The organism is Vibrio sp. 1069 (genome assembly GCF_033340555.1).
In genome coordinates, this window is record NZ_JAWOWP010000003.1 from 263,997 (window position 1) to 279,408 (window position 15,412).

Annotated in this window: 11 protein-coding genes; 7 read left to right on the forward strand and 4 right to left on the reverse strand. The window is 49.5% G+C overall.

Annotated elements, in window-relative coordinates:
* Positions 1-249: 249 nt before the first annotated feature.
* Genes R7040_RS07205 through R7040_RS07225 form a run of 5 tightly spaced genes read left to right on the forward strand, consistent with a single transcriptional unit; the run spans position 250 to position 7,498 of the window.
* A complete protein-coding gene (locus R7040_RS07205) occupies positions 250-1,461 on the forward strand; it encodes a hypothetical protein (RefSeq protein ID WP_318095532.1) in 1,212 nt (403 codons plus the stop codon).
* Positions 1,458-3,290, forward strand: coding sequence for an IucA/IucC family protein (locus tag R7040_RS07210; RefSeq protein ID WP_318081159.1), 1,833 nt, complete (start codon positions 1,458-1,460; stop codon positions 3,288-3,290). The genes R7040_RS07205 and R7040_RS07210 overlap by 4 nt, the downstream gene beginning before the upstream one ends.
* A 6-nt stretch (positions 3,291-3,296) precedes the next feature.
* Positions 3,297-4,502: an MFS transporter gene (locus R7040_RS07215; RefSeq protein ID WP_318081160.1), complete on the forward strand. Its 1,206-nt coding sequence runs from the start codon at positions 3,297-3,299 to the stop codon at positions 4,500-4,502.
* Positions 4,474-6,303: an IucA/IucC family protein gene (locus tag R7040_RS07220; protein WP_064354994.1), complete on the forward strand. Its 1,830-nt coding sequence runs from the start codon at positions 4,474-4,476 to the stop codon at positions 6,301-6,303. Before R7040_RS07215 ends, R7040_RS07220 begins: the two co-directional genes overlap by 29 nt.
* The gene (locus tag R7040_RS07225) at positions 6,296-7,498 is read left to right on the forward strand and encodes a type III PLP-dependent enzyme (RefSeq protein ID WP_064354995.1); all 1,203 of its coding nucleotides are present in this window, start codon (positions 6,296-6,298) and stop codon (positions 7,496-7,498) included. The genes R7040_RS07220 and R7040_RS07225 overlap by 8 nt, the downstream gene beginning before the upstream one ends.
* A gap of 72 nt (positions 7,499-7,570) precedes the next feature.
* On the opposite strand, the gene R7040_RS07230 is transcribed toward R7040_RS07225, so the two are convergent.
* The 3 genes from R7040_RS07230 to R7040_RS07240 are packed head-to-tail and all read right to left on the reverse strand — an operon-like array spanning position 7,571 to position 10,945.
* Positions 7,571-8,815, reverse strand: coding sequence for an ABC transporter substrate-binding protein (locus R7040_RS07230; protein WP_064354996.1), 1,245 nt, complete (start codon positions 8,813-8,815; stop codon positions 7,571-7,573).
* 2 nt (positions 8,816-8,817) lie between these two features.
* The gene (locus R7040_RS07235) at positions 8,818-10,248 is read right to left on the reverse strand and encodes an ATP-binding protein (RefSeq protein WP_064354997.1); all 1,431 of its coding nucleotides are present in this window, start codon (positions 10,246-10,248) and stop codon (positions 8,818-8,820) included.
* On the reverse strand, positions 10,238-10,945 hold the full coding sequence (locus R7040_RS07240; RefSeq protein WP_029804119.1) for a response regulator: 708 nt from the start codon (positions 10,943-10,945) through the stop codon (positions 10,238-10,240). Before R7040_RS07240 ends, R7040_RS07235 begins: the two co-directional genes overlap by 11 nt.
* Positions 10,946-11,198: 253 nt before the next feature.
* Between R7040_RS07240 and ptsG the strand changes: the two genes are divergently transcribed.
* Entirely contained in the window at positions 11,199-12,641 is a 1,443-nt protein-coding gene (gene ptsG, locus R7040_RS07245) for a glucose-specific PTS transporter subunit IIBC (protein ID WP_081248216.1), read from the forward strand.
* Positions 12,642-12,735: 94 nt separating this feature from the next.
* Here the strand turns inward: ptsG and R7040_RS07250 are convergent, their stop codons facing one another.
* Complete coding sequence (locus R7040_RS07250) at positions 12,736-13,182, reverse strand: DUF302 domain-containing protein (RefSeq protein WP_213895989.1); 447 nt, start codon at positions 13,180-13,182, stop codon at positions 12,736-12,738.
* A 227-nt stretch (positions 13,183-13,409) separates the two neighbouring features.
* Between R7040_RS07250 and R7040_RS07255 the strand changes: the two genes are divergently transcribed.
* Positions 13,410-15,401, forward strand: coding sequence for a U32 family peptidase (locus R7040_RS07255; protein WP_318095533.1), 1,992 nt, complete (start codon positions 13,410-13,412; stop codon positions 15,399-15,401).
* Positions 15,402-15,412: the final 11 nt, after the last annotated feature.

The window sequence follows — 15,412 nt, forward strand, 5'->3', positions numbered from 1 at the left end:
CCATAATTCCGTTTAGTTGTTATAAAGCCAACGGATGGAAATAAGAACAAATATTATTTCTATTTGCAATATTAATTTTATGCTCTATATTTATTTACCCTAAAAACACAACTAACAACAAAAAAAACCAAATATCATAACAATAAATACTAAAACTTCTGCCCTCCGTCTCGAGAGAGGCACATTGGAAGACGACCGTGAGCGACTTTATCAACGTTAGAAGAAAATGTTAGAAAATTAGGAAAGCTCATGAAATCTACGATGATTATCGTAAGTCATGTCGTTAACGATGCAGTCACTCACGGCTTTGTGCCTGCAGCTAAAGCGATGGACCTTCACGTCGTTCTTATCACCGACCATAAGCTCAGCCATTTAGAGTTGGCGAGTCATGATAGTCACTTTAATCCGGATACCATTCTAGAATGTGATGTCTTCAACCCATTAGAACTCATCGAAACCATCACGGAGCATGAATTAAAGCCAGACGCTATTTTCAGCAATAGTGATCACTTACAAACTTCCACCGCCATCTGCGCGCAATTTTTTGGCCTCCCATCCAAAGATTGGTCTGTCACGTTAAAGGCCAAAAACAAACACTTAACTCGACAAGTGTTAAATGAAAAATCCTTACCCAACACACAAAGCTGTTTGCTGCATCGCCATTCGAATGTGGCATTAGGCATGGCCTTCCCTGTCGTAGCAAAACCCAAAGAAGGCGTGGCGAGTTTAGATGTACAGCGCTGTGACTCCCAAAGCGAGCTCGATGCTTACTCCGAGGCGTTTTGGCAAAAGCACCCAAACGCCGCCATTCTGGTGGAGCAGTTTCTTCAAGGACCGTTGGTTACGCTCGAAACTTTAGGAGACGGTAACCAACTTATCGCCGTGGGCGGTTTTGATGTGTCGCTCTCTGAGCCGCCTTACTTTATCGAAACCGCCGCAGACTGGAACGGACCAAACGGCATTGCTCACCGAGAAGCTTGCTTGGCTCAACTTAAAGAGTTCGGCGTTGGTTTTGGAGTTTGCCACAGCGAATTTATCATTACAGAAAATGGCCCGGTTCTGGTGGAAATTAACTACCGCAGTATTGGAGATGGCCGCGAATTCTTGCTCAACAATCTCGCTCACTTCGGTTGGTTTAGCACAATTTTGGGTCTGCATTTGGGCCGAAGATTGGCCGGCGATTACCAAATTCATGGGTCAGCGCACGTGCACTATGTGGTTGCGGAGCACAGTGGTGTGATTGACGGAGGTTCGACGTCGTTCATCCAACACGATGACGATATCATCACCCAGCAACAGGTACTAAAAACCGCTGGAGAACACTTCCAACAGAGTTATTCCAATAAGGATTATCTCGCCCGAATTTCGATTGTCTCACCATCAGGGCGAAACCTCGACCAATCGCTGCAGAACGCGCTTAGCAATTTCGATCTCGCTCCGACTCGTGAGGTGGCAGCATGAATGACAACGCTTTGTATCTAACGCAACGATTGATCGACACTTGCTTACGCGAAGACATGTTTGGCATTTTGTCGAAGGCCAAGTTCAGTAGAGACGCGCCAAAAGGGGTAATTGTTCCTCAAGGCGAGCAAGTCTGGCTGATATTTGCCAACTCTGATTTCACGTTGTATTTACCCGTTGCGCCAACGTATTACATGCAGCACTGGCGCTACGGTCACGCCAATGACGAAACACCACAAGGTTGGTGGGTGGAGAAAAATGGCCAAGTCGAGCATCAACAACATTACAAAGAGTGGATTACACTACTAACGACACTGGCGCATGAGAGCTCTCACGAATTGTTGGCGGGATACCTTCAAGAACTGGAATGTGCAGAGAAACACAAAGCGCTGTGTGACCAAGCGTTTCATCATCACGCAGACCAAATTTCTCAACCAATATCCGAGCTTGGTTCTTGGCATCAAAAACTGCTGCTAGCCGACCAGATCGCTTCTTACCTTGACCATCCGTACTATCCAACTGCGCGGGCGAAGTTTGGTCTGAGCGATGAAGACCTTGCTAAGTACGCGCCCGAGTTTGCACCAAGCTTTGCTCTGCATTGGATTGCGATTGAAAAATCACTGGTGACATTAACCAGCGAACAACCTGATTGCTGGCCAACCATGGAGCAAGTTGGGCTTCCTGCTGATTTTGCACTGAGCCACGTACTGTTCCCTGCGCATCCGCTCACCCTGCGATCTTTAGAAGCCTTACCCGAAGGTATGATAGAAGCGCCTTTAACGTATCTAGACGTGACGCCGACGCTTTCCGTTCGTACGGTGGTCGTGAACGACGCACCGCACATTCACATCAAGGTTCCGCTGATCATGCGATCGCTAGGCACGAAAAATATTCGCTTAATCAAGCCTTCAACACTGTATGACGGCCACTGGTTTGAACGCCTACTCAGCCACCTTGAACAAACGGACGCCGATTTAAACAGTCGCTTGTTCCATTGCAACGAAAAACACGGTGGACACGTCGGCGAGGATAAAACCTTTGCGTACATCGTACGTGAGTATCCACTTATTCATTGCGAAGACAAAGCGCTAGTTCCGGTTGCCGCACTGGCAAGCCCAATGCCTGACGACCGCTTGTTTTTAGAACATTTGGCGGAGCAGTACTATCAACAAGATACGCTGGCTTGGTTCCAAGATTACGCCGACCTATTATGCCAAGTGCACCTCACCTTGTGGCTTCGTTATGGCATCGCATTGGAGTCCAACCAGCAAAACGCCATCATTGCATTTGATCAACAGGGCAAAATGACGCTCGCGATGAAAGACAACGACGCGGCGCGAATTTGGCCAGAGCGCTTCCACTTTGCAACAGAGCATGCTGCCCAAAAACACGGCGCAAAACTACTTCCAGTGGATTGCGATGAACTGCTCGATCAACGCATCAAAGTCGACAATGAATTGGCGCTCGGTCAGATGTTTACCACCATCACATTACAACTGGATATCGCAGCGATTGTAGAAGCTATGGCAGCGAAGGGCATTGCCTCTTCAGCATCGCTTTACGCCATCGTGTCCAAAAGCATTGCTGAGCAACTCAACCGATTGGAAGGCGAAGGGTTAGAAACAAAACTGGCACGCGAGTTACTGCAAGAGGCGCCTGATTTGTACGCCAAGTACTTGTTGAGCTCTGGCAGTTTGCTCTCGAAAGAAGCCTCCGGCGCGAGCGACATCAATAAGTTCTATGGTTTGTCGGCTCCGAACTTCTTGCTGCTTTCTAGCGAAGAAGCGCAACGCGCCTACTTAGAAGCCATCAAAAAAAGCGTACGTTAAACGATTATGACCAAACTCATCTACAGTGTGTTGTTGTGCCACTTTATCGCTGCGTTTGCCGCGTTAGGTATGCCGCTATTTCTACCCGTCGTGTTGCCAACGTTAGGCGCAAGCATTGATGCAGACTGGGCAGGGGTATTGTTTATCCTACCCACGTTTTGTACTGCGTTGGCGGCGCGATTTTGGGGCAACTTTGCCGATCGCTACGGTCGCCGCCGCTCACTCTTGCGTGCACAACTTGGCCTTGCAGCAGGGTTTGCGCTGTGCGGCTTGGCAGACAACCTCGCCATGTTTGTGTTTGGTCTTATTGTTCAAGGAACCTTTGGCGGCACCATGGCCGCCTCGAACAGCTACTTATCTAGTCAAATTAAAGAAGCCAAAACACTCGGCAAGTCACTTAATAAAACCCAACTATCTGCTCGCTTGGCGCTGATCGTTGCGCCAATTGGGCTCGGCTGGAGCTTGTCAGAGACCAACCCGCTCAACGCGTACCTTTGGTTATGCGTTTTGCCTTTAATTGCGATGGGCATCACGCTAACACTGCCAGCGGATAAACCCGCCGAACAAAACCTCGAAAAGCCAGACTCAGAATCTCAGCAAGAACAACCTGTTGCAAAGAAAAACGCAATGCATGCCATTCGCTGGATCTTCTTTGCTCAGTTCGGGTTTGCGTTTTCTATGGTGGTGACCTTTCCTTATTTCTCGCCGTTTGTGCAGCAATATGGCATCACTCACCACGCATGGATCAGTTTTTTGTACGCACTGCCGCATGGCGTCTATCTGTTGCTGGCAGGCAAAATCCACGTGTGGTCAGATGGGCTGAATCGCCATCAACCGCTGCGCACGTTGTGGCTCGGGTTTGCATTGCTTGCCTTGAGCTCTGCCTTGCATTTGATTGCGTCCGAAACCACACTCATTGCTGCGAGAATTATCTTCGGCATCGCGATGGTGTGTTGTTATCACGGATTGCATCAGCATCTTGCGAGCAATCTGGATCGCAAACTCAGTGGCAAAGTATTTTCTCGCTTTGATGCCATGTCCAAATGGGGTGGCGTGGCAGCGGGATTTTGCGCTTCTTTCATTTCTAGCTTGGGGCTACTTGAGGTTCCTTTCCTACTTTCTGCGATAGTCAGCGTAATCACCTTGATCGCGCTGGTTCTCCATTCAAAATTTGGAAATCAACATGTTACAAACTCAATCCTCTCAGACTAGCGAGTTGCGCGCGCATGATGTGCAGCTCAATCGGGAGAAGGCCCAACTCAACACGATTATGGGTGTTCTTAATTGTTACTTACGTGAATTTGCGCTACCGAATCAACAAGTGGAATGGCACTACCAATCGACATCGCTACCCCAAACGTTAAAACGCAACTATTCCGCCAAGCAGCGGGTAGCCGTTTATCTTTCTCAACAAAATGGCGTGCTGGTTTTGCCGATTCACTACGCGAGCAAACTGGGCAAAATCAAATTGGCAGAACTGCCATGGGCGAAAATGCCGGGATCTGGTTGGGCGAAATTGGATGCCACGCAAACTCTTACGCTTTTGCTTAACTATCTCAAGCAGGTATTGGCGATCCCATTTAACCATGAGCTGATCGAACAACTGGAAAATAGCGTGCTGGTTACCGAGCAGTTTCTCAACGTCGCGCCCAAATCGCATCACAACGAGTTTATCGCTTCGGAACAGTCTCTGATTTGGGGGCATACTTTCCATCCGACCCCAAAAAGTCGTTCGGGCGTCACCATGGATGATCTCTTGGCGTTTTCTCCAGAAGTCGGCGCGCAAGTCCCGCTGTACTGGTTTGAAGTGGATACGTCCTTACTTGATGTGCTGAGTTCCGACGGAGAAGCTAACCCTGCTCAGCACATGCTACAACAGCTCGCGCCACAACACGCCACCAGCAATGGGAAGACCCTCTACCCTTGTCATCCTTGGGAAAGCTACACCATTTTGAGCAACCCAAGCGTGAAGCGTGCCATTGAACAAGGCAAGATCACGCCACTGGGTTTAGGTGGTGAAAAGATGCAGCCGACCTCTTCAGTTCGTACCCTCTACCACCCAGATATGGATTGGTTTGCGAAATTCTCCATCAACGTACGATTAACCAATTGCGTGCGCAAAAACGCGTGGTACGAACTCGACAGCGCCGTGCAGCTCACGTCGATTCTCAAACCAATTCGAGAAAACGAACAGCTGCACAACCCCGTATTTAAAGTGATGACAGAGCCTTACGCCACCACATTGAATCTAGAAAGTGTCGCTGAGCGTAATTGGGATGACAACACCAAAGCGCGCGAATCGTTTGGGATTTTGTATCGCGAAAATTTCTCGCTGAGCGAAGTCGATATCTTAAAACCAACCCTCGCTGGCGCTCTGTTTGCTTACGACAAAAACGGCAACAGTTGCATTGCTCAACGCCTTAAAAACAAAGCGCGTACTACGCAAAATCGCTATTCCGACATCGCGACACTGTGGCTTGAGCGCTATTTGCATTGCCTAATTCCGGGCGTGTTTAATTACTACTTCAAACACGGGGTGGCGTTTGAGCCGCATTTGCAAAACACCTTGATTGGCTTTGAGCAAGAGATGCCGTGTTGTGTTTGGATTCGTGATTTGGAAGGCACTAAATTACTGCCAGAGTTCTGGCCAGCAGAAACATTAACTGATTTGTCTGAACGCGCGCGACAATCGGTTTACTACAGTCGCGAACAAGGCTGGAATCGCATCGGATACTGCACCTTTATCAACAACATCAGCGAAGCGATTTTCTTCATCGCAGAAGGTGATGAGCCACTAGAGCAAACGCTATGGAATGCGGTGCAAAGTGCCATTGTGCGTTGGCAATCAGTGAATGGAAAACAGCCGGAACTAGAAGCGTTGCTGAATGGCGGTCACTTCCCGAGCAAAAATAATTTCACCACGCGTTTGATGCAAAAAGCCGATAAGGAGTCGGGCTATACCCAAGTCGCCACGCCTTGGCAGCAACACGAAAAAGGAGCGCAACATGTCTAATTCCCTCTCTCTACCGACACGCGTTAGCCAACAAGTTCACACACTCGCACAGCAGCAAAGTCAACCCTTGTGCGCATACGTGTATGACCTAAGCGCCTTAGAAGAACACATCAAACAACTGCGTCACGTTTTGCCGAGAAATGTCGAGCTATTTTACGCAGCCAAAGCCAATCCATCGGGCCCGATTCTTAAAACGCTCGCGCCGTATGTCGATGGTTTTGAAGCGGCATCTGGCGGGGAGTTGACACACCTCCACCAGCAACAACTCGATAAGCCATTGATCTTCGGTGGCCCCGGAAAAATGCTAAGTGAATTGCAACAAGCGATTGAGCTTGATGTTGATGCAATTCATGTCGAAAGCCTCACCGAGCTACAACGCATTGGAGCACTAACCGAGCGCCTCAACCGCCCTGCTTCGATCTTTTTGCGTATGAACATCGATATTGGCGACATCACGCTCAGCAAGTTGGCGATGGGTGGCAAGCCGACTCCATTTGGCTTGGACGAGTCCGAGCTGAGTAATGCTTTGATGTTGCTGCGCGATTTCCCGCAAGTGTCACTCAAAGGCTTCCATTTTCACTTGATGTCGCATCAGCTCGATGTTGAACGTCACTTAGCGTTAATGCAGCGCTATTTCCAAGTCGTGAAAACGTGGCAGCAGGAGTTCGAACTCAGTGAGCTGATGATCAACTTGGGCGGCGGCATGGGGATTAACTACCAAAACCCTGAGCAACACTTTCCGTGGATGGAGTTTTGCGACAAGTTGGAATTCCTCATCGCCAAAGAGCAAGTGCAAGACTGGACACTGCGTTTTGAATGCGGACGTTTCATCACGGCGGCATGCGGTTATTACGTGATGGAAGTACTGGATATTAAGCAAAATCTTGGCGAAAACTTTGTCATCGCGCGCGGAGGAACTCACCACTTCCGCACGCCAGCGGCGCAGAGCCATGATCATCCATTCGTCATCCTGAAAAGCGAGCAACACCATGAGATTTCTCATCCAATTCAGCATGCACAAGCGACCTTTGTCGGCCAGCTTTGTACGCCCAAAGATGTGCTGGCACGCAATCAACACGTCGCCCACGTCGATATTGGTGATTACGTTGTGTTTACCTTAGCGGGCGCCTATGCGTGGAACATCTCCCATCAAAACTTCTTGATGCATGAACCGCCGATCTTCCACTATTTTTAAACGGCATACTTCGCTTTACTCAGCCCCAATCATTGGGGCTTTTTTATTCCACTCGGCACAAATTAATTGCCATTAACCGCTTTGCGAAATAGCAATAATGCGTTTTATCAGCTCGTCGGGTTCCATCTTGGGATTGCGGTAAAAACGGAAGATTTCCGAGTTTATCGCTTGCTGAGCAACCGGATTGACCGCCATTGAATCAATCATACTCGGCACAGCGAGGTTGTGTTTAACGCCGTAGTGAAAGTCTTGATATGACTGGACCTGACACGGATTAAAATCGCTGATGTCGATATCGGTACGCACCGGAATCGAGCCTTTTACCTTATTGAACTTAGCTTGAAACTCGACGTCTGCCAGCGCGCTTGCGGTTTGCTGAGCCGCCTCGGCAGAAAACGACTTGCTCGACATAAACACCAAGCTGTCCATGTTGTAGAGGAATACACCATCGCTGTCCGGCGTTGGGTAACAGCCGACCTCTTGCGGAACCGAGACTTGATTGACGAGCAGCTCACCTAATATCCAATCACCGCCGATTTGAAACAGTGCTTGACCGTCGGCTAGCGCTTGGGTCGCCGTATCCCACTTACTGTCGGGCAATTGGTTGTCGATCAACAAACTGAGGCGACGAAATTGCGTCAGTGCTTGGCGCAGGGTGTCGCTGTCGATGCTATCTCGCTCAAGTTTAACCATCGCATTGGTGTAGAACTCAACGCCGCCAGTGGAGATCACTAAGTTCTCGAAAAGTTGGGCGACTTGCCACGGCTGCTCACCGACCGCGATCGGTACAATGCCATTTTGCTTAGCAAGCTCCATGGCAGCGAACATCTCTTGCCAGTTTTTCGGCGCGGACAGATTCAGTTGTTTAAGCAGTTTGTGGTTGACCCACAACCAGTTCAAACGGTGCAGCGTAAGTGGCAGGGCGATATAGCCGTTTTGTGTTTTATTGATTTCAATAGACAGCGGGTAGAGCACCTCGTCCCAGCGCTGCTCATCCGCTACCGTGTTGACGTTGTGCAAAATACCGATGGCATCCCACGCCTTAATACTTGGCCCTTCTATTTGCGCGAAGCTCGGTGGATTGCCCGCCAGCGCGCGAGCTTGCAGTACCGTCATTGCGCTGTCGCCACCACCGCCTAGCACCGGGCTTTGCAGCAGCTCAATATCGTGCCGTTTTAGCTGAGCTTTGAGTGTTTGCAGCGCTTGCTGTTCGCCGTCAGAAGTCCACCAATGTAAAAACTCTACCCCTTGTGGCGACTCAGCGTGAGCGACGCAAGGGGCGAGCAACAGTGGGAACAAGAATGCCAGTTTGTTCATAGTCAGTCTCTCGGGAAAGTCAGCGTGGCGCAGAGGCCGCCAAACTGAGAATGGCTCAGCAACAAGTTGCCGCCATGAGCCTTTGCAATACTCTGTGAAATGGTTAACCCCAGCCCACTGCCTTCTTTATCGTTGCTAGCGCGGAAGTATGGCTGGCAGAGCTTTTCAAGTAATAAATCGTCAACGCCGCCACCGTGATCTTCAATTTCAATCTGGATCGACTCTGGGCTTTCACTCAGCGTAATGTCCGCTTGATGGCCGTATTTGAGCGCGTTATCGACCAGATTCTGAATGCAGCGCTTAATCGCTAACGGTTTACCAGCAAAGTGGGTGCGGATTTCACCGTGGATGCGAATTGTGTCCGGCGCATCGGCGATATTGGAGGAAATGTGCTGAATCAGTTGGGTGAAATTGATCGGCTCGATTTCCTCGTGGATATCGGTCTCTTTAATGCATTGCAATGCGCCTTTGACCATCAAATCTAGGTCGTTACTCAGGCGGATAAAGCGTTCTCGGTCGGCGTCGTCATCCAGCATTTCCGCTCGCAGTTTTAGGCAGGCAATCGGCGTTTTCAGATCGTGGGAGATGGCGCTGAACAGCATCTCGCGGTCTTTAATGTGGCTGTCGATGCGTCGATTCATTTTGTTAAACGCACGTACCGCCGCTTTCAGTTCGTTACTGCCGCGCTCAGAAACTTCGGGCACGTCTAATCGGCTCGACATCAGGGTTGCGGCTTTTGCCAGCTCTCGAATTGGTTGAATTTCTTTGCGAACGATAAACCAGGTACACAGCAACAGCATTAGCGCGGACAGCAATAGCGTCAGCCATTGGCGCAGCTCAAAATAGTTAGTCTCTAGGTTGATGTAAGGCGCGGGTAGCACCGCCGCGAGATAAAACCATTCGTTCTGCGCGACTTCGACCTGCATCACCAGAATGGGTGGATTGAGGTCACCAAACGAAAGCGAATAATGCGCCCACAATAGTGGCAGTTCATCGATAGGTAGCTCGTTGTTGAACACTTTGAGTTTGTCGCGCTGGGTGAACTCCACCTCGATATTAGGAATGCCGCTCAGCTCGCTTTCTAATACTTCACGAACTTGGTTGATGACCAGCGTTTTGCGCTCGCTCTCTGGCAGCGGGTCGACGTCAATCTGGTGATTGTTGAGTGAGACGAAAAAGCGCGTACCACCCATGTTGCGTAGTTGATTGAGCACCAAGTGGCGATATTCCGAAGGGAGGGTTTGAAAGAAGGCGATGGTAGAAGAAGCGCTCAGTGCTAAGCTTTTGACTGTGGTGGTCAGGCCCTCTTTATCGCGTTCGCTGGCGTGTTGATACCAGATAATTCCGGATAATACCTGCGCCAGAATGATCACCAGCAACAAGAACACACTGGTGCGAACGACCAGTGATCCCGTCCAGCGTTTAATTCTCATAATGCACGTCCGTGGTCAGCATGTAGCCTTTATTGCGCACTGTTAGGATCAGCGAACGGTCTTTATCTTCAAGGTGATGACGCAAGCGGCTGATCTGCACGTCAATGCCGCGTTCAAACGGGTCGGCATCGCGTCCCCAGATCTCGCGCGCAATGTCATCGCGAGACAATATTGATTGCGCGTGGTTGACGAACAAACCGAGCAGCGACAAATCCGCGCCACTAAGTTGCTTAACCTCGCGGCTAGCAACGTGGGTCAGTTGCCGGGTTACGGTATCTAATAACCAATCGTCAAAACGCACTTTACGCGTCAGTTTGCTATTGGCGGTCGTTTGGCTGCGTCTCAGAATCGTTTTGATGCGCGCGAGCAGTTCACGCGGACTGAATGATTTGGTGATGTAGTCGTCAGCGCCCATTTCTAGTCCTGCGACTCGGTCGGCTTCTTCAGTGACTGCGGTCAGCATGATGATCGGGATATCGGAGTTTTTGCGCAGTTTCTGGCACAGGGTAAAGCCGTCTTCACCGGGCATCATAATATCGAGGATGATTAAATCAGGATGGTGATCGTTGAGCAGTTGCCACATCGCGCCGCCGTTTTCCGCGCAAAGCACTTCAAACCCAGCGCGACCAAGGTAATCCGACAACGCTTCGCGAAGGTCGAGGTTGTCATCGACGACCAGTATCTGCTTGTTTTCCATCCTACTTTCCCTGTGTCCGTCCCTGAGTTTGGCGCTGGCCAATATGATGCATTCTTAAACGCACATTCACAATCGAGCCGATTACAATTTTCACTTCTCGGTGTAAGAGATTTGTAAGCGACCACTTACAAACTGATTGCCTTTTGTAACCTTAGGCGCCGCCTTGCTCGCTATGATCATCCTGACCTTACGTGAAACAACATGACCTGAAGGAATCAGGTCCTACAACACTGGCATTCGTCAGGAGGAAACCATGTTTGCAAGTATATTTGGACAACTACAAAAAATAGGGCGGTCGTTGATGCTGCCTGTGGCGGTGTTACCAGTGGCTGGCTTGATGCTGGGTATTGGTAACGCGGGTTTTGCGTTTATTCCAGACGCGGTCAACAAAGTGATGCTCGCCGCCGGTGAAGGCGTGTTCGGCAACATGCAGTTGATGTTTGCGGTCGGTGTGGCGCTCGGGTTATCAAAAGGCAATGACGGTGCGGCTGCGCTCGCAGGCTTAGTTGGCCTAATTATTATGAACGCATCGCTCGGTATCGTGACTGGCCTGCGCGGCCTAGAAACTGACGCCACGATCATGGGCGTTGAGACGCTGCAAACCGGGGTGTTTGGCGGCATCTTTATCGGTGCGGTGGCGGCAATCATGTACAACCGCTTCTACAACATCAAACTGCCGGAATATTTGGGCTTCTTCGCGGGTAAGCGATTTGTGCCCATTGTCACCGGTCTATCGGCGATCGTCGTTGGTGCGATTCTCGCGTTTGCATGGCCACCTGTCGGACAACTTCTTGATGCATTCTCTCATTGGGCAGCGTACCAAAACCCTGTACTCGCGTGGGCGGTTTACGGCGCGGGCGAACGTTCACTACTCCCGGTTGGTTTGCACCACATCTGGAATGCGCCGTTCTTCTTTGAAGTCGGCAGCTATGTAGACCCAGAAACCGGCAAAGAGTTTACCGGTGAGCTCACTCGCTTCTTCGCGGGCGATAAAACCGCAGGTTATCTGTCTGGTGGCTTTATGTACTCCATGTGGGCGCTACCAGCAGCGGCATTGGCGATTTACCACTGCGCGTCTCCTGAGCGTAAGAAAATCGTCGGTGGTTTGATGATGTCTGCGGCGTTGACCTCTTGGTTAACTGGTATCACAGAGCCAATCGAATTTACCTTCCTATTCGTCGCGCCAGTGCTGTACGTGATCCATATTTTCCTAACTGGTATTGCGTTTGCGATCACCGCATTTTTGGAAATCAAACACAGTACTGACTTTGCGCACGGCGCGATCCAGTTCTTCCTTTACTACCCAATGTCGAGCAACGCGTGGATGTTCATCATCATCGGTCCAATCTGGGCGACGCTGTACTATGGCTTGTTCCGCTTCCTAATTGTGAAGTTGGATCTAAAAACGCCGGGTCGTGAAACCGACATTGCAGAAGTGAAGATTGCCGGACAGCCTGATGAAATTGCGGTGGATGTAGTCGCTGCATTGGGCGGCAAAGCCAATATTAAGTCAGTCGATGCGTGTATCACTCGTCTGCGTGTCTCGGTGAAAGACATCGCTAACGTTGATGTTGCTAAGCTAAAAGAACTTGGCGCGCGAGATGTGTTAGTGATTGGCGACAGTTTACAAGCGATTTTCGGTACGCAGTCTGACTCAATTAAGTCAGAAGTGCACAGCGTACTCGCCACCTCCTGATCTTACCTCCCCCAATCTAGGTAAGATTTGCCAACCTCCTTGTGAGGTTGGCTTTTTGTTTTCGGAGTAAAAAAAGCGAAGCCAATAACCAGCCCTACTTCGCCGCCGCGTTGGTTAAATTGCTCAGCACGCCGCTGATTTTGTTCAATACCTCGTCACAGCCTTCAATATGATGGCGCTGCTTTAAATACATCGGATCGTTGTAAGCTAACCACGTTTTACCTTCAGCATCTTCATACACCAACACTTTTTGGGGTAAATCGAGCGCCACCTCCTGCGCACAGATCATCAGTGGTGTGCCCACTTTAGGGTTCCCAAACACGATAACTTCAGTTGGTCGCAACGTCATATCGACTTTCACGGCGTTCTCTTGATGGTTAATGCGCGCAAAGACGTTCAACCCTTTTTCTTGCGCGATAGCGACAAATTTATCCGCCGTATCTTTTGCTGAATGCGTGCTCGCAACGGTTACCACACCCTCCCCAGCCAACGTACTCAATGACGCCAACGCCACTACCAACCCCATCATTACTTTTTTCATTTGTCGTCCCTTCCTCTCTCTGAGTAGAAAACTAAATATAGAAAAACCAAGTGTAGGAAAACTATAGAAGTCAGATTCCGCTATCGCGAATTGCACTCTACCCACTCAAGAGTCGACCGTGTAACACGGATTAATTGATTCAGATTAATAAAGCGTTAACTAGCTGAGCATCAAAAGCGTGAAATACGTAACATTTGCAGCCTATTTTAGTAAGAAAGAGAAAAGTAGTGACACGCGATCAATTTGAGTTATTGGCACCCGGTGGCGATTTAGATTCCATCAAAGCCGCCATTGCCGCTGGCGCCGATGCAATTTACTGTGGGCTCGACCGCTTTAATGCTCGTAACCGAGCGACTAACCTCACCTTAGATAACTTAAATGGCGTGTTAACGTTAGCCCACCAGCACAGCTGTAAGATTTTCCTAACGTTGAATGTGCTGATTTTAGAAAGTGAAATTCCGGCGATTGTTCGCTTACTCAGCCAACTGAACACCACCAAAATCGATGGCGTGATCGTGCAAGATCTCGGTCTGGCCTACATTCTCAAACATCACTTTCCCGATTTGGATGTGCACGCTTCAACGCAACTGAACACGCATAACGAAGGCCAGATCCTCTTTCTCAACCAGCTCACCGCAAGCCGAGTAAATCTATCTCGCGAACTTAACATCGATGAAATAAAACATCTGGCGCAATTTGGTCGCGAGCACAACGTAATGATGGAAGTGTTTGTCCACGGCTCATACTGCATCGGATTCTCCGGAATTTGCTATATCAGTTCCGCTCGCAATGGTGCATCAGGTAACCGTGGACGCTGCAGCCAACCTTGTCGCGAACAGTACGAAACGACCAAAACGGGCAACAACTACCCACTCAATATGAAAGACAATTCCGCCTTTGGGGACTTGGAAGCGCTTGCCGATGCTGGCGTGTATTCATTAAAAGTGGAAGGACGAATCAAGAAATCGCACTACGTCTATACCGTGGTCGACAATTGGCGCCAGCAAATCGATCGCTTGTGCGAGGGTTTGGAACTCTCTGAAGACACAACCGAGTTGTACACGGTGTTCAACCGTGATTTCTCCAACGCATTTTTGCAAGGTGATTTCGGCAAGGCGATGTACATCGACAACCCGCGCGACCACGCTGTAAAGCATTTTTCGAAGGTTTATCAATGCCAGTCTGCTGATGATGTGCAAGCGGTGAAAAAGAAACTCTACGACGACAAAACCGCGATCATTGAGAAAGTGGCAGAGCAAACCAAGTCGTTCGATGTCGCTTCGACACAAGTATCCGGCAGCAGCTTGAAAGGGTCGATTGATGTGCCAACTCTGCCAGCATTACCTCAACCAGAACCTCGCCAAGGTGCGCCAAAATTATCGGTTCTGATCTCGTCAGCACAAGAAGCCATGCTGTGCGAATACCGCGACATTGATGTTTACTATCAACTGCCAATGGGATTGTCTGGTGAACTGAGCGCGATGATTGAATTGTTCCAAGCCAATCCAATGCTCAAACCTTGGTTCCCAGCCATTTTGATTGGCGAAGACTACCACGCCGTGCGCGTATTTTTGGAAACCATCCAACCTGAGTTGTTGATCACCAACAACTCAGGCGTCGGCATGATCGCAAAAGAGCTCGGCTTAGACTGGGTGGCAGGCCCACAAATGAACACGGTGAACTCATACGCGTTTAAATGCCTTCAAGACGAGGTCGCGGCAAGTGGCGCGTTTGTTTCTAACGAGCTGAATATGAAGCAGATGCGCCATATCAAGCGCCCGCAAAACATGCGCTGCTTCTACAGCATTTATCATCCAAATACCCTACTCACGAGCCGCCAATGTTTGTTCCAACAAACCGAAGGATGCCGCAAGATTAAGGTCAACAAAGGTTGTTTGAAACGCTGTGATAAACGTACGTCTATCATCAACTTAAAAGACAATCCGTATGTGGTGCAAAAACAAAAAGGCAGTCACAATTCAATCTACAGCGAGTACAACGTCTTAAACCTGCAAGTGCTGCACGATCTGCCGCAATTGTGTACTGATGTGTTGATCGATCTGCGTGATATCCAGACCGAAACGAAAGTCTCAGCAATCAAACCTGAGTTGATTGACGCGTTCTTAGCTCTACTTGCAGAGTACAGCGAACAAGCCATCCAAACGCTGCATCCCATGATTCAACCGACAGCCAACGCGCAGTATTTAAAGGGGTTATAGGCGGTACTTGA